Annotated in this window: 21 protein-coding genes; 15 read left to right on the top strand and 6 right to left on the bottom strand. The window is 70.0% G+C overall.

Annotated elements, in window-relative coordinates; genetic code table 11:
- Positions 1-18: 18 nt before the first annotated feature.
- Together OHA89_RS08770 and OHA89_RS08765 are read right to left on the bottom strand one after the other, a co-directional pair.
- Positions 19-507, bottom strand: coding sequence for a glutathione peroxidase (locus OHA89_RS08770; RefSeq protein ID WP_266614003.1), 489 nt, complete (start codon positions 505-507; stop codon positions 19-21).
- 94 nt (positions 508-601) lie between these two features.
- Complete coding sequence (locus tag OHA89_RS08765) at positions 602-1,435, bottom strand: hypothetical protein (protein WP_406365821.1); 834 nt, start codon at positions 1,433-1,435, stop codon at positions 602-604.
- A 236-nt stretch (positions 1,436-1,671) separates the two neighbouring features.
- Here OHA89_RS08765 and gcl point away from each other — a divergent pair, with 236 nt between their 5' ends.
- A complete protein-coding gene (gene gcl / locus OHA89_RS08760) occupies positions 1,672-3,459 on the top strand; it encodes a glyoxylate carboligase (RefSeq protein WP_406365820.1) in 1,788 nt (595 codons plus the stop codon).
- A gap of 127 nt (positions 3,460-3,586) precedes the next feature.
- Here the strand turns inward: gcl and OHA89_RS08755 are convergent, their stop codons facing one another.
- A complete protein-coding gene (locus OHA89_RS08755; protein WP_266613999.1) occupies positions 3,587-4,165 on the bottom strand; it encodes a TetR/AcrR family transcriptional regulator in 579 nt (192 codons plus the stop codon).
- A 151-nt stretch (positions 4,166-4,316) separates the two neighbouring features.
- Between OHA89_RS08755 and OHA89_RS08750 the strand changes: the two genes are divergently transcribed.
- From OHA89_RS08750 to OHA89_RS08720, 7 genes are read left to right on the top strand one after another with little or no spacing between them, the layout of a single operon-like run.
- Positions 4,317-5,339, top strand: coding sequence for an agmatine/peptidylarginine deiminase (locus OHA89_RS08750; protein ID WP_266613997.1), 1,023 nt, complete (start codon positions 4,317-4,319; stop codon positions 5,337-5,339).
- Positions 5,336-6,274, top strand: coding sequence for a nitrilase-related carbon-nitrogen hydrolase (locus tag OHA89_RS08745; RefSeq protein WP_406365819.1), 939 nt, complete (start codon positions 5,336-5,338; stop codon positions 6,272-6,274). The genes OHA89_RS08750 and OHA89_RS08745 overlap by 4 nt, the downstream gene beginning before the upstream one ends.
- Positions 6,275-6,302: 28 nt before the next feature.
- Entirely contained in the window at positions 6,303-7,910 is a 1,608-nt protein-coding gene (locus OHA89_RS08740; protein ID WP_266613993.1) for an ABC transporter substrate-binding protein, read from the top strand.
- A complete protein-coding gene (locus tag OHA89_RS08735; protein WP_257553519.1) occupies positions 7,907-8,857 on the top strand; it encodes an ABC transporter permease in 951 nt (316 codons plus the stop codon). The genes OHA89_RS08740 and OHA89_RS08735 overlap by 4 nt, the downstream gene beginning before the upstream one ends.
- Complete coding sequence (locus tag OHA89_RS08730) at positions 8,854-9,714, top strand: ABC transporter permease (RefSeq protein ID WP_406365818.1); 861 nt, start codon at positions 8,854-8,856, stop codon at positions 9,712-9,714. The genes OHA89_RS08735 and OHA89_RS08730 overlap by 4 nt, the downstream gene beginning before the upstream one ends.
- Positions 9,711-10,661 carry an ABC transporter ATP-binding protein gene (locus tag OHA89_RS08725; protein ID WP_266613989.1) on the top strand — a complete coding sequence of 317 codons (951 nt, stop codon included), beginning with the start codon at positions 9,711-9,713 and terminating at the stop codon, positions 10,659-10,661. Before OHA89_RS08730 ends, OHA89_RS08725 begins: the two co-directional genes overlap by 4 nt.
- The gene (locus OHA89_RS08720) at positions 10,658-11,419 is read left to right on the top strand and encodes an ABC transporter ATP-binding protein (RefSeq protein WP_406365817.1); all 762 of its coding nucleotides are present in this window, start codon (positions 10,658-10,660) and stop codon (positions 11,417-11,419) included. Before OHA89_RS08725 ends, OHA89_RS08720 begins: the two co-directional genes overlap by 4 nt.
- Before the next feature lie 386 nt (positions 11,420-11,805).
- On the opposite strand, the gene OHA89_RS08715 is transcribed toward OHA89_RS08720, so the two are convergent.
- From OHA89_RS08715 to OHA89_RS08705, 3 genes are all read right to left on the bottom strand, one after another.
- On the bottom strand, positions 11,806-13,263 hold the full coding sequence (locus OHA89_RS08715) for a catalase (RefSeq protein ID WP_215145841.1): 1,458 nt from the start codon (positions 13,261-13,263) through the stop codon (positions 11,806-11,808).
- A 217-nt stretch (positions 13,264-13,480) separates the two neighbouring features.
- Positions 13,481-14,371 carry a 2-hydroxy-3-oxopropionate reductase gene (locus OHA89_RS08710; RefSeq protein WP_215145739.1) on the bottom strand — a complete coding sequence of 297 codons (891 nt, stop codon included), beginning with the start codon at positions 14,369-14,371 and terminating at the stop codon, positions 13,481-13,483.
- Between the two features lie 75 nt (positions 14,372-14,446).
- Positions 14,447-15,280 (bottom strand): TIM barrel protein, encoded by an 834-nt coding sequence (locus OHA89_RS08705; RefSeq protein ID WP_215145737.1) that lies wholly within the window; start codon positions 15,278-15,280, stop codon positions 14,447-14,449.
- Positions 15,281-15,406: 126 nt separating this feature from the next.
- On the opposite strand from OHA89_RS08705, the gene OHA89_RS08700 reads away from it, so the two are divergent.
- The 7 genes from OHA89_RS08700 (at position 15,407) to OHA89_RS08670 (ending at position 21,353) form a co-directional block, all read left to right on the top strand.
- Positions 15,407-15,658 carry a thiamine-binding protein gene (locus tag OHA89_RS08700; RefSeq protein WP_215145735.1) on the top strand — a complete coding sequence of 84 codons (252 nt, stop codon included), beginning with the start codon at positions 15,407-15,409 and terminating at the stop codon, positions 15,656-15,658.
- Positions 15,655-16,053 carry a helix-turn-helix domain-containing protein gene (locus OHA89_RS08695; protein ID WP_215145733.1) on the top strand — a complete coding sequence of 133 codons (399 nt, stop codon included), beginning with the start codon at positions 15,655-15,657 and terminating at the stop codon, positions 16,051-16,053. Before OHA89_RS08700 ends, OHA89_RS08695 begins: the two co-directional genes overlap by 4 nt.
- 154 nt (positions 16,054-16,207) lie before the next feature.
- Positions 16,208-16,726 carry a 2-oxo-4-hydroxy-4-carboxy-5-ureidoimidazoline decarboxylase gene (gene uraD, locus OHA89_RS08690; RefSeq protein WP_406365816.1) on the top strand — a complete coding sequence of 173 codons (519 nt, stop codon included), beginning with the start codon at positions 16,208-16,210 and terminating at the stop codon, positions 16,724-16,726.
- Positions 16,727-16,728: 2 nt separating this feature from the next.
- Positions 16,729-17,118 (top strand): hydroxyisourate hydrolase, encoded by a 390-nt coding sequence (uraH, locus tag OHA89_RS08685; RefSeq protein WP_030390359.1) that lies wholly within the window; start codon positions 16,729-16,731, stop codon positions 17,116-17,118.
- A gap of 2 nt (positions 17,119-17,120) precedes the next feature.
- Positions 17,121-18,044 carry a factor-independent urate hydroxylase gene (pucL, locus tag OHA89_RS08680; RefSeq protein ID WP_031149253.1) on the top strand — a complete coding sequence of 308 codons (924 nt, stop codon included), beginning with the start codon at positions 17,121-17,123 and terminating at the stop codon, positions 18,042-18,044.
- Between the two features lie 190 nt (positions 18,045-18,234).
- The gene (locus OHA89_RS08675; RefSeq protein WP_257553514.1) at positions 18,235-19,638 is read left to right on the top strand and encodes an 8-oxoguanine deaminase; all 1,404 of its coding nucleotides are present in this window, start codon (positions 18,235-18,237) and stop codon (positions 19,636-19,638) included.
- 341 nt (positions 19,639-19,979) lie between these two features.
- On the top strand, positions 19,980-21,353 hold the full coding sequence (locus OHA89_RS08670; RefSeq protein WP_406365815.1) for a nucleobase:cation symporter-2 family protein: 1,374 nt from the start codon (positions 19,980-19,982) through the stop codon (positions 21,351-21,353).
- The last annotated feature ends 23 nt before the right edge of the window (positions 21,354-21,376 follow it).

Raw genomic sequence — 21,376 nt, 5'->3', positions numbered from 1 at the left:
ACGAGCGCGCTACGAGGCTTACGCGGGCAGGTGCGCCTCGATCGCGGCGATGACCTCGGGGGCCTCGGGCTCGGTGCGCGGGCGGAAGCGCGCCACGACCTCGCCGGCGGGGGAGATCAGGAACTTCTCGAAGTTCCACTGGATGTCCCCCGCCGCGCCCTCGGCGTCCGGGACCTTCACCAGCTCCTGGTAGAGGGGGTGCCGGTTCTCGCCGTTGACCTCGGACTTCTCCAGGATCGGGAAGGTGACGCCGAATCCGGCCGCGCAGAAGGTCTGGATGTCCTCGGCGTTGCCGGGCTCCTGCTCGCCGAACTGGTTGCAGGGCACGCCGATGACGGTGAAGCCCTTCTCCTCGTACTTGAACTGCAGCCGGGCGAGGCCCGAGTACTGCGGGGTGAGACCGCACTGCGAGGCGGTGTTCACCAGCAGGATCGCCTTGCCCTTGTGGGCCCCGAGGCTGGTCGGCTCGTCGGACAGGGTGGTCAGCGGGATGTCGTAAAGGCTCATCGGGCTCTCCTGGCAGGAAGCGGATAACGCCTCCGAGCGTAGGTGATGCCCACCGCGCCCGGCCGGGCCATCCCGCCGACTGCCCGGACAGGGCCTAGGCGCCCGTACCGATCAGCTCGTCCGCCGGGTCGTTGACCGGCTGCGGCATGCCCGTGAGGTCCATGACGAACAGCGGTATCCCCAGGTCGTCCGCGCGGGTGCGGGCGTCCTCCGTGTATCCGGCGAGGGAGAAGTAGACGCTGGTCGCGGAAGCCGTGAGCCCGTTCAGCCACACGCACTCCACCGCCCGCAGCCCGGCCGGCGCGGTGGTCGGGTCCACCTGCGCGACCAGCCCCGGGGCCCGCAGGTCCACGGCCGCCGAGGGGATCGGGCGCCCGTCGGGCTGCCGTACGTCCTGGAAGCCGAGCCAGCGCAGGTAGAGCGCGGCGGTGGCCACCGCGTCGCGCGCCGTACGGATGGTCACAGGGCGGAACGCGGGGCGCGGCACCGGCGTGGCCGACGGCAGCGGCGCCCGGTCGAGCGGTCCGTCACGGTGCCCGTCGGGGCCCGGACCGGGGCCGGGCCTCTGACCGGGCCTCTTACCGGGCCGCGGCGGCCGGGCGGACGCGGGCTCCACCCCGGAGCCGCCCCCGGGCCCGGCCGGATTCGCCGCCGGTTCCGGGTGTACGGGGTGCACCGCCATCCGCACCACCGTCCCGCACGATGCGCACCCCACCTCGGGCTGCGGCCACTCGCTCTCCCGCCCACAGGACTCGCAACGCACCGCCACCCAGCTCTCCGACCAGGTCCGATGGGTCAGCGGCTCGGGCGGTGCGGCCAGATCCAGCGGGGGATGGACCGGGCTCCCGCAGGCACAGGGATAGACCGGGACCGTGTAGCCGTTCTCGCGCAGGCACGCCGGGCAGCGCACCGGTACCGCTTCCGCCATGAGACCTGGACCCCCTCCGTCGCTGTCCGTAGGTCCATGCTCCACCACCGGCGACCGTCGGGGCGAGTCCACCCGCTATTTGTGCAAGTCACGGAGCGAGACGCGGCTTTTGGTGCTATCCGAGGTCCCCCACCGCCTTGACGCCGGGGGAAGCCGCCGCTTAGCTTGTTCCGTATAGCAGAACAAAACTTCCGGATTACGGAAAAGCCTGACCGTCGGACCCGCAGGAGAACTCGATGCCCCGTATGACAGCCGCCGCCGCTGCAGTGGAGATCCTCAAGCTCGAGGGCGTTTCGCAAGCCTTCGGCGTGCCCGGCGCTGCGATCAACCCGTTCTACCGCGAGCTCAAGAACGTGGGCGGCATCAACCACACGCTGGCCCGCCACGTCGAGGGCGCCTCGCACATGGCCGAGGGATACACCCGCGCCAAGGCCGGCAACATCGGTGTCTGCATCGGTACCTCGGGCCCGGCCGGCACCGACATGATCACCGGCCTGTACTCCGCGATCGCGGACTCGATCCCGATCCTGTGCATCACCGGTCAGGCGCCGGTCTCGAAGCTCCACAAGGAGGACTTCCAGGCCGTCGACATCGCCTCGATCGCCAAGCCGGTCACCAAGAAGGCCACCACCGTCCTGGAGGCCGCGCAGGTCCCGGGCGTGTTCCAGGAGGCCTTCCACCTGATGCGCTCCGGCCGTCCCGGCCCGGTCCTGATCGACCTCCCGATCGACGTCCAGCTGACCGAGATCGAGTTCGACCCGGAGACCTACCAGCCGCTGCCGGTCTACAAGCCGCAGGCGTCCCGCGCCCAGGCCGCCAAGGCCCTGCAGTTCCTGCTGGAGTCCGAGCGTCCGCTGATCGTCGCCGGTGGCGGCATCATCAACGCCGACGCCTCCGACCTGCTGGTCGAGTTCGCCGAGCTGACCGGCGTCCCGGTCATCTCCACCCTGATGGGCTGGGGCGTCGTCCCGGACGACCACGAGCTCAGCGCCGGCATGGTCGGCGTCCAGACCTCGCACCGCTACGGCAACGCGACGTTCCTGGAGTCGGACTTCGTCCTCGGCATCGGCAACCGCTGGGCCAACCGTCACACCGGCTACAACCTCGACGCGTACATCGGCGACCGCAAGTTCGTCCACGTCGACATCGAGCCCACCCAGATCGGCAAGATCTTCGCCCCGGACTTCGGCATCGCCTCCGACGCCAAGGCCGCCCTGGAGCTCTTCATCGAGGTCGCCAAGGAGCTCAAGGCCGAGGGCAAGCTCCCGGACTTCTCCGCCTGGGCCGCCTCCGGCCAGGAGCGCAAGGCCACCCTGCAGCGCCGCACGCACTTCGACAACATCCCGATGAAGCCGCAGCGCGTGTACGAGGAGATGAACAAGGCCTTCGGCCCGGAGACGCGCTACGTCACCACCATCGGTCTCTCCCAGATCGCCGGCGCGCAGATGCTGCACGTCTTCAAGCCGCGCCACTGGATCAACTGCGGCCAGGCCGGCCCGCTCGGCTGGACCATCCCGGCCGCGATCGGTGCCGCCACCGCCGACCCCGAGACCCCGATCGTCGCCCTCTCCGGCGACTACGACTTCCAGTTCATGATCGAGGAGCTCGCGGTCGCCGCGCAGCACAAGGTCCCCTACGTCCACGTCCTGGTGAACAACGCCTACCTGGGTCTGATCCGTCAGGCGCAGGGCGGCCTGGGCATCAACTTCGAGGTCAACCTCGAGTTCGAGAACATCAACGCCCCGGAGCTCGGCGTCTACGGCGTCGACCACGTCAAGGTCGCCGAGGGTCTGGGTGTCAAGGCCATCCGCGTCACCGACCCGAACGAGCTGGGCGCCGCCTTCGAGCAGGCCAAGAAGCTGGCCCAGGAGTTCCAGGTCCCGGTCGTCGTCGAGGCCATCCTGGAGCGCGTCACCAACATCTCGATGAGCAAGACGGTCGACATGAGCGACGTCACCGAGTTCGAGGAGCTCGCGACCGAGCCGGGGCACGCCCCGACCGCGATCAAGGCCCTCAAGGTCTGATCAGCAAGCTCAGTAGCTCAGTAGCTCAGTAGGTCAGCAGTACGCGGCGACCCCCGTCCCTCCGTCAGGAGGGGCGGGGGTCGCTTCGTATGCGGTGCGGCGGGCGGTGCCTGCGGGCGCGCAGTGCTTACGGGCGGGGGCCGAGTTCGGCGTCCACCGCGCCGGTCAGCAGCTCGCGGGCGCGCTCCAGGGTCAGGGAGCCGCTCAGCCAGCGCTCGCTGAGCCCCTCCACCAGGGCGGTGAGCCGCTCGGCGGCGTCCAGCGGCTCGACGCGCAGGTCGGCGAGACCGGCCGCCTGGGCGTCCGAGATGGTGTCCGCGGTGTCCTGGGACCAGGAACGGGTGGACTCGGCGAGGGTCTCGCGCAGGTCGGAGTCGAAGATGGCGCTGGCCCGCAACTCGCCCCAGGCGGTGCTGTTCTCGCGGACCCGGGGGATGTCCTGGAGCTCGCTCAGCAGCAGCTGGAGCAGGGCGGCGCGGGCGTCCTCGGTGTCCTTCAGGGCTTCGTCGGTGTAGCCGGTGGCGCGGTCGCTGATGAAGGCCAGGGTGCGCTGGACCAGGCCGGCGCGGTCCTTGAAGTGGTAGTAGATCAGCGCGGTGGACACCCCGGCCTCCGCCGCGAGTTCCTCGACGCGCAGCCCCCTGACGCCACTGCGGGCGATGACGCGTACGGCTGCTTCCAAGATCAACGACTGGCGGTCGGCCACGCTTGCTCGCACCTTTCGGTCGGATACCCCTTGACTGAGCTTTCAGTCAGGTCCCACGATAGCTCCCACCCGAGATCCTGACCTGATTTTCAGTCTCCGCGATCCTGACTGAAATTTCAGTCAGGATCGCCAATGCGCGAGGGAGCACCCAGTGAGTCCGAAAATGCCCGCCGAGTGGGCCGAGCACGACGCCTGCCTGATGGTCTGGCCGACCCGCGCCGAGTTGTGGGGGCCGGCCTTCGAGGCGGCCAAGAGCGAGTACGCGGCCGTCGCCCGCGCCATCGCCGACTTCGAGCCCGTGATCATGATCGCCGCGCCCGGCCGGGCCGAAGAGGCCATCGCCGCCTGCGGCGCCGAAGCCGGCATCGAGGTCATCGAGCTGCCCGTGGACGACTCCTGGCTGCGCGACTCGGGCCCGATCTTCGCCCACGACGAGCACGGCGACCGCGTCGGCGTCGACTTCCGCTTCAACGCCTGGGGCGAGAAGCACCACCCCTGGACCGCCGACGACAAGCTCGCCGCGCTCCTCCTCGACCGGCTCGGCATCCCCCGCGTCCACTCCTCGATGATCCTCGAAGGCGGCGCGATCACCGTCGACGGCGAGGGCACGCTCATCACCACCGAGCAGTGCCTGCTGCACCCCAACCGGAACCCGCGGATGGACCGCACCGAGATCGAGGACGAGCTGAAGCGCCGCCTCGGCATCGAGAAGGTCATCTGGCTGCCCTACGGCGGCCTGGAGGACACCGAGACCGACGGCCACGTGGACGGCGTCGCCGCCTTCGTCGGCCCCGCCAAGCTGGTCGTCTCCCTCCCCGAGGACCCCACGCACCCCGACCACGCCCGGATGCGCGCCAACCTCGCCGTCCTGGAGGCCTCCACCGACGCCCGGGGCCGCTCCCTGGAGATCGTCCCCGTCCCGCAGACCACCCACGGCGAGGTCGCGGGCACCCCCGTCGAGGTCGGCTACCTCAACTTCTACCTCGCCAACGGCGGTTGCGTGGTCCCCGTCGGCGGCGACCCCGATTCCACGAGCGACGCCGAGGCCCTCGCCGTCCTCGCCGCCGCCCTCCCCGGCCGCAAGGTCGTCGGCGTACCGACCCCGGTCCTCGCGTACGGCGGCGGCGGGATCCACTGCATCACCCAGCAACTCCCGAAGGCGGCGCGCGCGTGACCTCGTACGAACTCCTCACCTCCTACGGCTCCCCGCTCGGCTCCCCGGCCCGCACGGCGCCCGCCGAACGCGGCCCCCTGCGCATCGCGCTGGTCCAGACGCGCTGGTACGCCGACGAGAACGAGCACGACGACCGGCTGCGCGAGGGCGTCGTGCTCGCCGCCGGGGAAGGCGCCACGATGGTCTGCCTCCCCGAACTCACCCGCAGCCCGTACTTCTGCACCACCGACGACCCGATGGCACACGGCGCCGCCCGCCACCTCGAAGACCTCGAGGACGGCCCCACCGTCCACCTGGCCACCGAGCTCGCCACCGACCTCGGCATCACCGTGCACGCCTCGCTCTACGAGCGCGCGACGGACGGCGGCCTCGGCTACAACACGGCCGTCTGCGTCGACCCGGACGGCAAGCTGATAGCCCGGACCCGCAAGAACCACATCCCCGCCTTCCCCGGCTACCGCGAAGACCTCTGCTTCCGCCCGGGCGACAGCGGATTCCCGGTCGTCGCCCACCAGGGCGCCCGCTTCGGCTTCCCCACCTGCTGGGACGAGTGGTTCCCCGAACTCGCCCGCGCCTACGGCCTGCACGGCGCCGAGATACTCGTCCACCCCACCGCCATCGGTTCCGAGGTGGACCTGCCCGACTTCGACACCCGCCCCCTGTGGGAGCACGCCATCACCGCCAACGGCCTCGCCAACGCGCTCTTCATGATCGTGCCCAACCGCACAGGCACCGAGGGCCGCTCCACCTTCTACGGCTCCTCCTTCATCTCCGACCCCTACGGCCGGGTCATGCTCAGGGCCCCCCGCGACCGCCCCGCCGTCCTCGTCGCCGACCTCGACCTCGACCAGCGCCGCGACTGGCTGGAGTTCGGCCTGATGCAGACCCGCCGCCCCGAGCTGTACGGGCAGCTCACCGAACCCCTCATCCCGTAGCGGGACACCCCTCCGCCAAGGAGCGTGCATGCCGATCCCCTCCCGCAGCCGCCGCCTGGCCGGCCCGGCCGCCGCGGTCCTCGCCCTGCTGTTCACGGGCGCGGGCTGCGCGGCCCCGCCCGGCGGCGCCGGCCCCACCGCCCTCCACCTCTCCGCCGCGACGCCCCCCGCCCGCGGTGACATCGACGGATTCACCTGGGCCCTGTACGCCGAACCGCCCGTCCTCGACTACCTCTACGCCTTCGACTACCCGCAGAACACCGTCCTCGCCAACGTCTGCGAATCCCTGATGCGGTGGACCCCGCAGCTCACCCTCGAACCCGGGCTCGCCGAGAAGGCCACCCAGACCGACCCCACTACCTGGGTCTACGACCTGCGCCCGGATGTGCGCTTCCACAGCGGCGCCACCCTCACCGCCGACGACGCCGTCGCCAGCCTCAGCCGCCACCTCGACCCGGAGCTCGGCTCCTACTGGGTCGAGGACTTCAAGAACGTCGAGTCCGTCGAGAAGACCGGCCCGCTCCAGATCACCGTCCACCTCACCACCCCCGACGCGCTGTTCCCCCAGGCCATGGCCAACTCCGCGGGCACCGTGGCCCGGGCCGCCACCATGGCGGAGCAGGGCAAGGCCTTCGGCACCGCCGACGGCGGCCTCGACTGCACCGGCCCCTTCCGGCTCGGGGAGTGGGAACAGGGCGCCTCCCTGCGCCTGGACCGCTTCGACGGCTACTGGGGCAGGCGCGCCAAGGCCGGCCACGTCACGTTCGCCTTCCTGCCCGACTCCGCCGCACGCACCAACGCCCTGCTCACCGGCGAGGTCGACGGCTCCTTCGCGGTCCCCCCGGAGTCGATGTCCCGCCTGCGCGCCGCCGACGACGGCCACCTCTACTCCGGCGAAAGCCTCACGACCGTCAACCTCGCCGTCGCCGACCTCGGCGGCACCCTCGCCGACGTCCGCGTCCGCCGCGCCCTGATGCTCGCCCTCGACCGCGAGGGCTTCGCCAAGGGAGCCATGCGCGGCGCCGCCACCCCCACCGGCTCCCTCGTCGCCAAGGGGACCTGGCGCGGCGGACCGCCCGATCCCGGTTCCGTGCACCGGGACCTGGAGGAGGCGAAACGCCTCGTCGACGAAGCCGGGGCCCGCGGCAGGAAACTCACCGTCGCCTCCAGCCCCCTCGGCCCCGACGTCGCCCTCCTCGCCGTCGCCGTCCAGGACGCGGGCCGCCGCATCGGCCTCGACGTGGAGATCCGCACGGTGGCACCCGACGCCTTCACCGCGCTGTTCTCCGACCCGGAGGCGCGCAAGGGGCTCGACCTCTTCCCTTACACCTACTACCTCTCCGTCACCGACCCGCTGAGCATGTACGCGAACTTCCGTACCGGCCAGTTCGAGAACTACGCGGGATACAGCTCACCCGCCTACGACGCCCTGGCCGACGAGGCGACCGCCGAGTACGACCCGGCCAGGCGCGCGGAGCTCACGGCCCGGCTCGCCGAGATGGCCTCCGACGAGGCCGTGTGCCTGCCGGTGGCCGAATACCCCGGCAGCGTCTACCTGAGCCGGCGCATCACCGGCGCCCCCACGACGATCTCGTACATGTACGCCCCGTGGGCCGCCGAAGTGGGGGCACCGTGATCCGCTTCCTGCTCAGACGGCTCGGTGAACTCCTGGCCACCCTCCTCGCCGCCTCCTTCCTCGTGTACGCCTCCGTCCGCCTCGCCCCCGGCCGCCCCGAGACCTTCCTGCTCGGCGGCCGCGGGGCCAACCCCCAGGCGCTGGCCGCGATCCGCGAGCAGTACCACCTCGACGACCCCTTCCTCGTCCAGTACGGAAAGTGGCTGGCCGGAGCCGTCACCGGGGACCTCGGCACCTCCGTCCAGTACCGCAGCGACGTCCTGGACCTGGTGGCCGCGCGCGTCCCGGTCACCCTCGCCCTGATCGGAATATCAGCCTTCCTGGTACTCGCCGGCGGACTGCTGCTCGGCCTGCTGGGCGCCGTCCGCGGCGGCCGCACCGACCGGGCCGTCCTCGTCGCCACCTCCGCCGCCGTCGCCACCCCGTCCTTCATCGCCGCGATCCTGCTGCTGTCGCTCTTCTCGGTGCGGCTCGGCTGGTTCCCCGTACTCGGCAGCGGCGACGGGTTCCTCGACACCCTCCACCACCTCGCCCTGCCCGCCGTCGCCCTGGCCCTGCCCTTCATCGGCGTACTGGCCCGCGTGACCAGAGCCGCCCTGCTGGAGCAGTTCGCCCAGGACCACGTCACCGTCGCCCGCAGCCGGGGCGTCCCCGAACGGACCGTCGTACGACGCCACGTACTGCGCGGCGCGCTGGGCCCCGTCCTCACCCAGGCCGGGCTCACCCTCTCCGGACTGATGGTCTGCACGATCCTCGTGGAGTCCGCCTTCGGCCTCGGCGGGCTCGGCGAGTTCCTCGCGAAGTCCGTGACCGTGAAGGACTTCCCCGTCGTCCAGGCGATCTCCCTGCTGACCATCGCCCTCTTCGTCCTCGTCAACCTGGCCGTCGACCTGGTCCACCCCCTCATCGACCCCCGGGTCCGCCTCGGCGCGAGGAGCACCGCATGACCGCCCTCCTGCTCCGACCGGCCGCCGCGGCCCGCAAGAGACCGCGCACCCAGGGCTCCTGGCTGCACCGCGCGAGCCTCGGCTTCGCCGCCCTCGTCGTCCTGGTCGCCCTCGCCGCCCCCTGGCTCGCCCCGCACGACCCGAACGCCGTCGACTTCGGCGCCTCCCTGGCGAACCCCTCGTCCGAACTGCTGCTCGGCGGGGACATCGGCGGCCGCGACACCCTCTCCCGTCTGATCGCCGGAGCCCGCGTCTCCCTCCTCGGCCCGCTCTGCGTCGTCGCCCTGTCCACCCTGCTCGGCGTGGTGATCGGGGTCGCCGCCGCCTGGCGCGGCGGCGCGCTCGACGCCCTGCTCTCCCGCCCCAGCGAACTCCTGCTCGCCTTCCCGGGCCTGCTCCTCGCGATGCTGCTCGTCTCCCTCTACGGCCGCGGGCTGATCGCCCCCGTGATCGCGCTGTCCCTCGCCTACACCCCGTTCGTCAGCCGGCTCGCCCGCAGCCTCGCCCTCGCCGAGGCCGGCAAGCCGTACCTGGCCGCCTACCGGGTACAGGGCTTCTCCGGAGCGTGGATCTGCGTGCGCCACCTGGTCCCGAACATCGCGCCCGTGGTCCTCGCCCAGTCCACCGTCAACTTCGGCTACGCCCTGCTCGACCTGGCCGCCCTGTCCTTCCTCGGCCTCGGCGTCCCGCCCCTCACCCCCGACTGGGGAGCCATGATCAACGACGGCCAGTCCGCCATCCTCGAAGGGGCCCCGCTCTCCGCGCTCGCCCCCTGCCTCGCGGTGATCCTCACCGTCGTCGCCTTCAACGTCGTCGGCGAGCGCCTCGCCGACCGGGTCGCAGGGAGAACCACGTGAAAGGCCCCGCTGTCGACCCCGCCATCGACCCCGTACTGGAGGTGGCGGACCTCCGCCTCGCCCTGCCCGGCCACGCCCGGCCCGTGCTCGCCGGAGTGAACCTGACGGTCCGGTCAGGCGAGACCGTAGCCCTGGTGGGGGAGTCGGGTTCGGGGAAGTCCCTCACCGCACGCGCGGCGCTCGGCCTGCTGCCGGCCGGCGCGGACCTTTCGGGGTCGGTCCGGGTCGCCGGGGACGACGTCCTGACCCTCCCCGCCGACCGGCTGCGCGCCCTCCGCTCGACCACCGTCTCGATGATCTTCCAGGACCCCCGGTCCGCGATGAACCCCCTGCGCAGGCTCGGCGACTTCCTCACGGAGACCGTACGCGGCACCGCGCGGGCGGACGGCCTGCCCGAGCTCCTCGACGCGGTGGGCCTCCCGTCCCGCGTCCTGCGCCAGTACCCCCACGAGCTCTCCGGCGGCATGCTGCAACGCGTCATGATCGCCGCCGCCCTGCTGCCCGGCCCGCGGCTCCTGCTCGCCGACGAACCCACCACCGCCCTGGACACCGTCACCCAGGCCGAGATCATCGCCCTGCTCGCCCGCCTGCGCGCACGCGAAGGCTGCGGGCTGCTCTTCGTCACCCACGACCTGGAACTCGCCGCGGCCATCAGCGACCGGGTGTACGTCATGTACGCGGGCCGGATCGTCGAAACCGGCCCGGCCGCCGCCCTGTTCGAACACCCCCGCCACCCCTACACGCGGGCGCTGCTCGACGCGACCCCCCGCCTCGACGCCACGCCCGGCCCGCTCCCCGCGATCCCGGGCCGGCCGCCGGACCTGCGCACCGCCGTCACGGGCTGCGCGTTCGCCGCCCGCTGCGCCCGCGCCACCGACCTGTGCGGCCGGGAGATCCCGGCCCCGCGCGCGGGCGTGGCCTGTCACCACGGGGAGCTGCCGTCATGACCGCAGTGCTGGAAGTCCGAGGTCTGTGCCGTACGTACGGAGAGGTGAGCGCGGTGGACGGGGTGTCCTTCACCGTCCCGGCGGGCGGGGCACTGGGCATCGTCGGCGGGTCCGGTTCGGGCAAGACCACCACCGCCCGGATCGTGACGGGTCTGGAGCGCGCCGACGCGGGCGAGGTGCTCGTACGGGGCCGCGTGCGCGAACCGGCCGCGAGGGGCCGGGCGGCGCGGCTGCGCCGGGCACGCGAGGTCCAGCTGGTCTTCCAGGACCCGCTGCTCTCGCTGGACCGCAGGATCACGGCGGGGGAGGTGCTCCGGGAGACCCTGCGGCTGCACTTCCCGCGACGGGATCCGGGCCCTCGGGTGCGCGAACTGCTGGACCGGGTGGGTCTGGGCGAGCGGGAGGCCGCGGCCCGGCCCCGTGAGCTCTCCGGCGGCCAGCGCCAGCGCGTGGCCATCGCCCGGGCCCTGGCCGCCGAGCCGGCGGTCCTGGTGCTGGACGAGGCGGTGGCGGCGCTGGACGTCTCGGTGCAGGCCCAGATCCTCAACCTGCTGGCCGAGATCAGGGCGGCCACGCCGGTGGCGTACCTGTTCATCACCCACGACCTGGGCGTCGTACGGGCGGTGACGGACGAGCTCGTCGTGATGCGCGCGGGCCGCGTCGTGGAGACGGGCCCGACCGCCTCGGTGCTCTCGGCCCCGGAACACGAGTACACCCGCCTGCTGCTGGACTCCGTACCGCGCAGGCCGCAGCGGTAAGGGGAAACGACAAAGCGCCGAGTCACGGGACCGTCCGTGACTCGGCGCTCTGGTTTGTGACCGCCCGACGGAGCGAGGCTGGCGCGACAGGACGTTCGCACCGCCGGGCGGAGTAGGAGGCTCCTCGGTACCCGCAGGGGACTCTGTGCGTGGCCCCTGCGGGAAGAGGAGTGGCTGGGACCGTGGCGGGCGGGCGACGAGAACTCCGGCTTCGTCTCCCTCAGGTCAAGAGACGGGCCTCGGAACCCATTACCACCGCACTGGCTCGCACGCTCGCCACGGTCCTCGTCCTGCCCTCACCGCGTACCACCCCTCATCCGGGTATGCGGCTCGGGCCAGCACCCGGGGCCTGACCTCCCGTCAGGCCCCCGGTACAGCTGTTCGGCTCAGGCGTCGCGCAGGGCGCGGACGGCCTCCTCGACGCGCTTGCCGTAGTCGGCGTCGGCGGCGTGGAAGTGAGCCAGGTTCTTCTCGATGACGTCTTCCAGGGTGACCTGAGACAGACCGCCGGCGATGTTCGCCACCAGACGCTGCTTCTCGGCCTCCGACATCAGGCGGTAGAGCTCACCGGCCTGGAAGAAGTCGTCGTCCTTGGTGTGGGCCGGGGCCTCGTGGGTGCCCGTGTAGCCGGAGACGGCCTTCGGGGCGCCCAGCGCCAGACCGGTCTCGGCCGGACCCTGGTACGAGTTGGGCTCGTAGTTCTTGTCGTGGCGCGAGCCGTTGCGCAGCGCCATGACACCGTCGCGGCCGTAGTTCTCGGCCTTCGTCGCCTTCGGGGCGTTGACCGGCAGCAGGGTGTGGTTCACACCGAGGCGGTAGCGCTGGGCGTCGGCGTACGCGAAGAGACGGCCCTGGAGCATCTTGTCCGGCGAGGCGGTGATGCCCGGGACGAAGTTGTTCGGGGAGAAGGCGGACTGCTCGACCTCGGCGAAGACGTTGTCCGGGTTGCGGTCGAGGACCAGACGGCCCACGCGCTGCAGCGGGTAGTCGCTGTGCGGCCACACCTTGGTGAGGTCGAACGGGTTGAAGCGGTAGTCCGCGGCCTCGGCGGCGGGCATGATCTGGACGTAGAGGGTCCAGCTCGGGTTCACACCGCGCTCGATCGCCTGCAGCAGGTCGGTCTGGTGCGAGTTCGCGTCGGAGCCGACGAGCTCGGCGGCCTGCTCGCCCGACAGGCAGCGGATGCCCTGGTTCGTCTTGAAGTGGTACTTGACGAAGAAGGCCTCGCCCGACTCGTTGGTCCACTGGTACGTGTGGGAGCCGTAGCCGTTCATGTGACGGTACGACGCCGGGATGCCGCGGTCACCCATGAGCCAGGTGATCTGGTGCGTCGCCTCGGGGGCGTGCGCCCAGAAGTCCCAGACGTTGTCCGGCTCCTGCTTGCCCGTGAAGGGGTCGCGCTTCTGGGAGTGGATGAAGTCGGGGAACTTGATCGGGTCCTTGATGAAGAACACCGGGGTGTTGTTGCCGACGAGGTCGTAGTTGCCCTCTTCGGTGTAGAACTTCAGCGCGAAGCCGCGCGGGTCGCGGACCGCGTCCGCGCCACCCAGCGAGTCGGCCACGGTGGAGAACCGCAGGAAGGTCTCGGTCTTCTTGCCGACCGTGTTCAGGAACGCGGCGCTGGTGTACGCGGTGACGTCGTCGGTCACCTCGAAGTGGCCGTACGCGGCCGAGCCGCGGGCGTGCACCACGCGCTCCGGGATGCGCTCACGGTTGAAGCGGGCAAGCTTCTCGAGGAGCTGCTGGTCCTGGACCAGGAGCGGGCCACCGACGCCGGCGGTGGCGGAGTTCTGATTGTCGGCGACCGGGGCGCCGGACTCGGTCGTCAGCGTGCGCTTCGACATGGTGACCTTCCGTACGGGTAACTGCTGACGGAAAGCGTCTTCCGTCATGCGGAACAGCCTAATTTCGGCGAGAACTAAACGTCAACAGTTTGTTGAACGAAGTTGAAGAGAGGTGATCCGGACGGTGCCGGCGCTTGGGCGCGACAGGACAGGTGTCAGCACCGGCACCATCCGGAAACTCAGGCCCCCCGGTGACGGGGGGAAGGGCTCGGCCCGGTCAGATCTGGGCGCCGGAGAGGCGCTCGACGGCGCGGAGCAGGGCCGAGTGGTCCAGGCCACCGTCACCCTGGGCGCGCAGCGAGGCGACCAGCTGGGCGACGACCGCGCCGACCGGCAGGGCGGCACCCACGTTGCGGGCGGCGTCGGTGACGATGCCCATGTCCTTGTGGTGCAGGTCGATCCGGAAACCGGGCTTGAAGTCGCGGTTCAGGAAGTTGTCCTTCTTGCGGGTCAGGACCGTGGAGCCGGCCAGACCGCCGTTGAGGACGTCCAGGGCGGCCTGGAGGTTCACGCCGGACTTCTCGAGGAAGACGACGGCCTCGGCGCACGCCTGGATGTTCACCGCGACGATGAGCTGGTTCGCGGCCTTCACCGTCTGGCCGGAGCCGTGCGGGCCGCAGAGCACGATGGTCTTGCCGAGGGCCTCGAGGACGGGCAGGGCCTCGTCGAAGTCGGCCTGCTCGCCACCCACCATGATCGACAGGACGGCCTCGATGGCGCCGGCCTCGCCGCCGGACACCGGGGCGTCGAGGACGCGGATGCCCTTCTCGGCTGCGTTCTTCGCCAGGTCGACGGAGGTCTGCGGGGTGATCGACGACATGTCGACGATCAGCGCACCGGACTTGGCGTTCTCGAGGATGCCGTTCTCACCGTAGGAGATGGCCTCGACCTGCGGGGAGGCGGGCACCATCGTGATGATCACGTCGGCGTCCTTGACGGCCTCGGCGATCGAGCCGGCCGCGGTACCGCCGGCGGCGGCCAGGCGCTCCAGCTTGTCCTGCTCCAGGGTGAACCCGGTGACCGAGTAGCCGGCCTTCAGGAGGTTCTCGGCCATGGGGGAGCCCATGATTCCGAGGCCGATCCAGGCAATCTTGGGGAGGTTGCTCATGACGAGGATCCTTCTCTTAATGCTTTGTACGAAAAGTTCGACAGGTGCCTGGCTGATCGCCCGGACTTTGTCCGCCTACTTCGCGGCGCGGGCCTCGGCCGGCAGCCATGCGAAGGACGCGGCAGCGTCGGCGGCCTTGTACTCCAGGCCTACGTAGCCCTCGTATCCGGCCTTCTTCAGCTGGTCGAGCAGCTCCTCGAGGGGCAGCTCGCCGGTGCCGGGGGCACCTCGTCCGGGCTTGTCCGCGATCTGGACGTGCCCGGTCTTGGCGGCGTACTTTTCGATGACCTCGGAGAGGTCCTCGTCGTTCATCGCCAGGTGGTACAGGTCGAGCAGGAACTTGGCGTTGCCGAGGCCGGTGGCCTCGTTCACCTTGTCCACTACCTCGATGCCGGCCGGGGCGCTCACCAGCGGGTAGAGCGGCGACTCGGGCTTGTTGAGGGTCTCGATCAGGAGGATCGCGCCGACGCGGTCCGCGGCCTGAGCCGCCACGACCAGGTTCTTCAGGGCGAGCTCGTCCTGAACGGCGGGGTCCACGCCTTCGACGCGGTTGCCGTAGAGGGCGTTCAGCGCCTTGCAGCCGACCGAGGCCGCGAAGTCGGCGGCCACGTTGATGTTGGCGTTGAAGCGCTCCGACTCCTCACCGGGAACCGACACCGCACCGCGGTCCGGTCCCGGCAGCTGGCCGGCGTAGAAGTTCAGACCCACCAGCTGGGTGCCGGCGTCCTCAAGAGCCTTCTTGAGGGCGTCGAGCTCCGCCTGTGCGGGGGTGGGGGTCTCGATCCAGGGCCACCACAGCTCGACCGCCGTGAAGCCCGCCGCGGCGGCAGCCGCGGGACGCTCCAGAAGCGGGAGTTCCGTGAAGAGGATCGAAAGGTTTACATCGAAGCGCTGGTCCGTGTATCCCATGAGGGGTGTGCGCTCCTTCCGTATTGCGGAAGTTAGTTTCTGCTTGATGGAAGACTGCATGGGTCCCGTCCCGGATGTCAAGTGCGGGCTGCCGGAAAATCGTGACCGCGGGGTAGCTTGGCCAGCGTGCGATTGAGAGTGGAATTCACGACCGAGCCCTTCGATCTCGAACAGGCTCCTGCCCATGCCGTGGCCGCCCGCGAGGTCATCCAGAAGGCCCAGCTGGACGCGGTGGATGTCGGCCCGTTCGGAAACACCGCGGAGGGGGAGGCCGACCAGGTGCTGGCCGCGGTGGGCGCGCTGCTGCGCGACTCCCTCGAGGCCGGGGCGACGCGCGTGTCGCTCCAGGTCAATGTGATCGGGGAGGACACGCCATGACCGAGCCCCGCGACCACCCCTTCGTCACCGCGGTCAAGCCGCTGGTGGACGCCATGGGCGGCGAGCTGATGGATCCCGCCCAGGCGCAGCCCGACGACGTCGTGCTCAGCTGGGAGGGCCAGGACCTGCTGGCCGTACGCCTGCCCCAGCTCTCGGACTCGCTGGACCACATCCTCGCGGCCCTGGAGCGCCGGCACGGCGTGCCGCTGTCCCAGCTCGACCGCAAGTCCAAGCAGGACGTCGTGCGGATACTGGAGGCGCGAGGCGCCTTCTCCGTGCGGCATGGTGTGGAGACGGTCGCGGGCGCCCTGGGCGTCAGCCGTTTCACGGTCTACAACTACTTGAACCGGGACGCCAATCCCCCCAAAGGGTCCGATAAGACCAGCAAAGAGTGAACGCAGCCTGACTCACGGTGACGAGCCGCCGCCCAATTCATCCGGGCGGCGGCTTTTGTGTACGGGAAGTTTCAACAAAGTGTTGACGCCGTGTTGTCGAGGGCGTTAGCTATGCGCAGCCCGTCAAAGCAACAACAGGCCACGGAGGCCTACCGTGACTTCGAGTCCGACCCCGGGTCTCACCCGGTTCAACGCCTTGGACGACAGCGCGGCCACGGCCGAGCTGCACGAGGTGTGCGCCAGTTCGGCATGGGGGAGCAAGCTGCTCGCCGAGCGCCCCTTCGCCAGCGTCGAGTCCCTGTTCGCCGCGAACGAGTCCGCCATGGCGGAGCTCACCGCGGAGGACCTGGGCGAAGCGATGGGAGGCCACGCGCCGATCGGCCGGCCGAAGCCGGGAGACCCGACCTCCGCCCGCGAGCAGCGTGGCATGGCCGGTGCCTCGGAGGAGCTCAAGAACGAGCTCCTCGAGCTGAACCTGGCGTACCAGGAGAAGTTCGGCCACGTCTTCCTCATCTGCGCCACCGGTGCGACCGGCGCGTTCATGCGGGACGCGGTCAAGGTCCGGATCGACAACTCGCCGGAGCAGGAGCGAGAGATCGCCCGCGGTGAGCTCGTCAAGATCAACAAGATCCGCCTGACCCGCCTCGTCGAACTCGCAGAAGAAGGAGAGTGACCATGAGCACCGAGACCACGGCGTCGGTGTCCACGCACATCCTGGACACCAGCATCGGCAAGCCCGCCGAAGGCGTCGCCATCTCCCTGTCGGCCCGTACGGGTCTCGACGGCGAGTGGGCGGCCCTGGGCGGCTCCGCCACCGATGCGGACGGGCGCTGCAAGGACCTGCCGGCGCTGCCGGAGGGCACCACCCACGTACGTCTCGACTTCGAGACCGAGACGTACTTCGAAAAGAAGCAAGCCGAGGCGCAGCAGGACGCCCCCCGCGTAAGGGACAGCGGTGCGTTCTTCCCCGAGGTCACCATCACGTTCGCGGTGAACCCGGGCGAGCACTATCACGTACCGCTGCTGCTCAACCCGTTCGGCTACTCCGTTTACCGAGGGAGCTAGTCATGGCCACGATTCTGGGCCAGAACCAGTACGGCAAAGCAGAGAACCGCGTCGTCAAGATCACGCGGGACGGCGACACGCACCACATCAAGGACCTGAACGTCTCGGTCGCCCTCTCCGGTGACATGGACGACGTCCACTACTCCGGCTCGAACGCCAACGTCCTGCCGACGGACACCACCAAGAACACGGTGTACGCGTTCGCCAAGGAGTACGGCATCGAGTCCGCCGAGCAGTTCGGCATCCACCTGGCGCGCTGGTTCGTGAACAGCCAGGAGCCGATCCAGAAGGCGCGCATCCGGATCGAGGAGTACTCCTGGTCCCGGATCGCCACCTCGGACGCCAACTCCAAGTTCATCGGCTCCGACGAGGTGAACCACTCCTTCGTCCGCGAGGGCATGGAGACCCGCGTCACCCAGATCACGTACGACGGCAAGAACTGGGAGGTCATCTCCGGCCTCAAGGACCTGGTCGTCATGAACTCCACGAACTCCGAGTTCTGGGGTTACGTGAAGGACAAGTACACGACGCTGAAGGAGGCCTACGACCGCATCCTGGCCACCCAGGTGTCGGCTCGCTGGCGCTTCAACTGGTCGGACGACGAGCAGCGGATGCCCAACTGGGAGAAGTCCTACGCCGAGACCCGGAAGCACATGCTCCAGGCCTTCGCGGAGACCTACTCCCTCTCGCTGCAGCAGACCCTGTACCAGATGGGTTCGCGCATCATCAACCACCGTTCGGAGATCGACGAGGTCCGCTTCTCGCTCCCGAACAAGCACCACTTCCTCGTCGACCTTGAGCCGTTCGGCCTCAAGAACGACAACGAGGTGTACTTCGCCGCGGACCGCCCGTACGGTCTGATCGAGGCCACTGTTCTCCGGGACGGCGTTGACGCCCGTATCCCCGTGGACATGACCAACCTCTGATGCGGCACGCGTGTCCCGGGGCTCCGCAGTGGCCCCGGGACGGCGCGACACTCTTCAACTTCCTGAATCGGCACCCGGACGCATCACTCGGGGCGGCAGTACTGTCAGCTGTCAAGGCCCCCGGCTCCGGCACTCAAATCTCCTGGGCCTTGCCGTGCCCGCACCGCCACTGAAAGCACGAGGAAGTCCCATGGCAGCATCGGCAGCCCTTGACAGCGCGGTCGAGCGCATCGTCATCGAGAACTGTGCGATTGCGACCGTCGACGCCAACGACACCGAGTACGCCTCGGGTCACGTCGTCGTCGCCGGCAACAAGATCGAGTCCATCGGCGCGGGCAAGGCCCCCGAGAACCTCGAGAACGTCGTCCGCCGCATCGACGGCACCGGGCACCTCGTGACTCCCGGTCTGGTCAACACGCACCACCACTTCTACCAGTGGATCACGCGTGGCCTGGCCACCGACCACAACCTCTTCAACTGGCTCGTCGCGCTGTACCCGACCTGGGCGCGCATCGACGAGCAGATGACCTACACGGCGGCCCAGGGCTCCCTCGCCGCGATGGCCCGTGGTGGTGTCACCACCGCGATGGACCACCACTACGTCTACCCCAAGGGCTCGGGCGACCTCTCCGGCTCGATCATCCGCGCCGCGTCCGAGATGGGCGTACGGTTCACCCTCGCCCGCGGCTCCATGGACCGCAGCGAGAAGGACGGCGGCCTGCCGCCGGACCACGCGGTGGAGACCCTCGAGGGTGCGCTCGCCGACACCGAGGCGACCGTGAAGAAGTACCACGACGCCTCCTTCGACGCGATGACCCAGGTCGCCGTCGCCCCGTGCTCCCCCTTCTCGGTCTCCACCGAGCTGCTGAAGCAGGGCGCCGAGCTGGCCCGCCGCCTGGGTGTGCGCATGCACACGCACGGCTCCGAGACCGTCGAGGAAGAGCAGTTCTGCAAGGAACTGTTCGGCATGGGCCCGACCGACTACTTCGAGTCGACCGGCTGGCTCGGTGAGGACGTGTGGATGGCGCACAGCGTCCACATGAACGACTCCGACATCGCCGCGTTCGCCCGCACCAAGACCGGTGTCGCGCACTGCCCGTCCTCCAACGCCCGTCTGGCCGCCGGCATCGCCCGCGTCCCGGACATGCTCGCCGCCGGTGTCCCGGTCGGCCTCGGCGTGGACGGCACCGCCTCCAACGAGTCCGGTGAGCTGCACACCGAGCTGCGCAACGCGCTGCTGATCAACCGCCTGAACCCGGTCCACCGCGAGCGCGCCCTCAACGCGCGCCAGGCCCTGCGCCTCGGCACCTACGGCGGCGCCCAGGTCCTCGGCCGCGCCGACAACATCGGCTCGCTCGAGGTCGGCAAGTGCGCCGACTTCGTGCTGTGGAACCTGAGCACCTTCCTGCACTCCTCGATCGCCGACCCGGTCACCGCGCTGGTCTTCGGTGCCGCGGCCCCCGTGACGGCTTCGTTCGTCAACGGCAAGCAGATCGTCGAGAACAACCGACTCCTCTTTGCCGACGAGGACGCCATCGCCGTGTCCACGCGGGAAGAGGCCCAGCGTCTCGCGCGGATCTCCGCGCAGGGCTGATCTCCCCCCTGGCTCTGCCGGGGGGACCCCCAGAGTCCGGCCGGGGGGGACGGCCCCCGGCCGGCGGCCGCGGACCCGAGCGGGGTCCGCGGCAGCCGCTCCCGGGTAGCGCCCGAGGTAATCCGAGGGCGCGCCCCGGGGCGGTGACTCGTGCCACTGGCTTCATCACGCAGCCGAATCACGCGGAACGGTTTTGGGCGAATCGTTTCTGCACCCCTTGGGACAAGCATGCGCACCACCCACAACTGAATACAGGCTCGACTCGCACACCTTTCGCACCACCTCCAAGACACCCACGTCCCTGCCGACGTGTTACCCGACCGGAGGAAGCCGTGGCCGCAATGCCCAGGTTTCGCAAAGACGCAGTCGCAGTACCGGAGGAGAAGCACCCGGTCGACGAGACCCTGCCTCCGCTGAAAATGTTCACCAGCGGTCTCCAGCACGTGGCCGCCATGTACGCGGGTGTCGTCGCCCCGCCCATGATCGTGGGCCCCGCCGTCGGGCTCTCCGCCACCGAGACCGCCTTCCTGATGGGCGCCTCGCTCTTCACGGCGGGACTCGCCACCCTCCTCCAGACCCTCGGTTTCTGGAAGATCGGCGCCAAACTCCCCTTCGTCAACGGCGTGTCCTTCGCCGGTGTGACGCCGATGATCGCGATCGGCAAGGGGGAGGGAGCGGACGCCATCCCCGTCATCTTCGGCGCGATCATCGTCGCCGGCATCCTCGGCTTCTTCGCCGCCCCCTACTTCGGCAAACTGGTCCGCTTCTTCCCGCCGGTCGTGACGGGTACGGTCATCACCCTGATCGGCGTCTCGCTGCTGCCCGTCGCCTTCAACTGGTCGCAGGGCGGGAACAGCACCGCCACCGACTACGGCTCGATGAAGAACATCGGCATGGCGGCCGCCACCCTGGTCATCGTCCTGCTGATGCGGAAGTTCCTGCGCGGCTTCCTCCAGCAGATCTCGATCCTGCTCGGCCTGGTCGCGGGCACGCTCATAGCCCTCCCGCTGGGCATGACCAGCTTCGACGCGGTCAAGAACGCCTCGGTGATCGGCTTCCCGACCCCGTTCCACTTCGGCGCCCCGCAGTTCCAGGTCGCCGCGATCATCTCGATGTGCATCGTCATGCTGGTCTGCATGACCGAGTCCACCGCCGACATCCTGGCGCTGGGCAAGATCGTCGGCCGTCCGGCGGACGCGAAGACCATCGAGGGCGGCCTGCGCGCCGACACCCTCGGCAGCGCGATCAGCCCGCTGTTCAACGGCTTCATGTGCAGCGCCTTCGCCCAGAACATCGGGCTGGTCGCCATGACCAAGGTGCGCAGCCGGTTCGTGGTCGCCGCCGGCGGCGGCATCCTGATCCTGCTGGGCCTGTGCCCGATGGCCGCCTCCGTCATCGGCGTGGTCCCGCTGCCGGTCCTCGGCGGCGCCGGCATCGTGCTCTTCGGCTCGGTCGCGGCGAGCGGCATCCAGACCCTGGCCGGCGCGGCCATGGAGAAGGGCGAGAACGCCCTGATCGTCGCCGCCGCGGTGGGCATCGGCCTGATCCCGATCGCGGCGCCGGAGTTCTACCACGCCTTCCCGAAGGACCTCCTGGTCGTCCTGGACTCCGGCATCAGCACCGGCTGCGTGGTGGCGATCCTGCTCAACCTCGCCTTCAACCACCTCGGCGCCCGGCGCGGGGTGAGCACCCCCGAGCCGGTCCCGGTGCACTGAACCCGAACCGTGTTCGGCGGTGC

Origin of the sequence: Streptomyces sp. NBC_01546, assembly GCF_045208355.1 — a bacterium.
GTDB lineage: Bacteria > Actinomycetota > Actinomycetes > Streptomycetales > Streptomycetaceae > Streptomyces.
The sequence above is the reverse complement of the archived record's forward strand: the minus strand, read 5'-3'. Positions and strand labels throughout refer to the sequence as shown.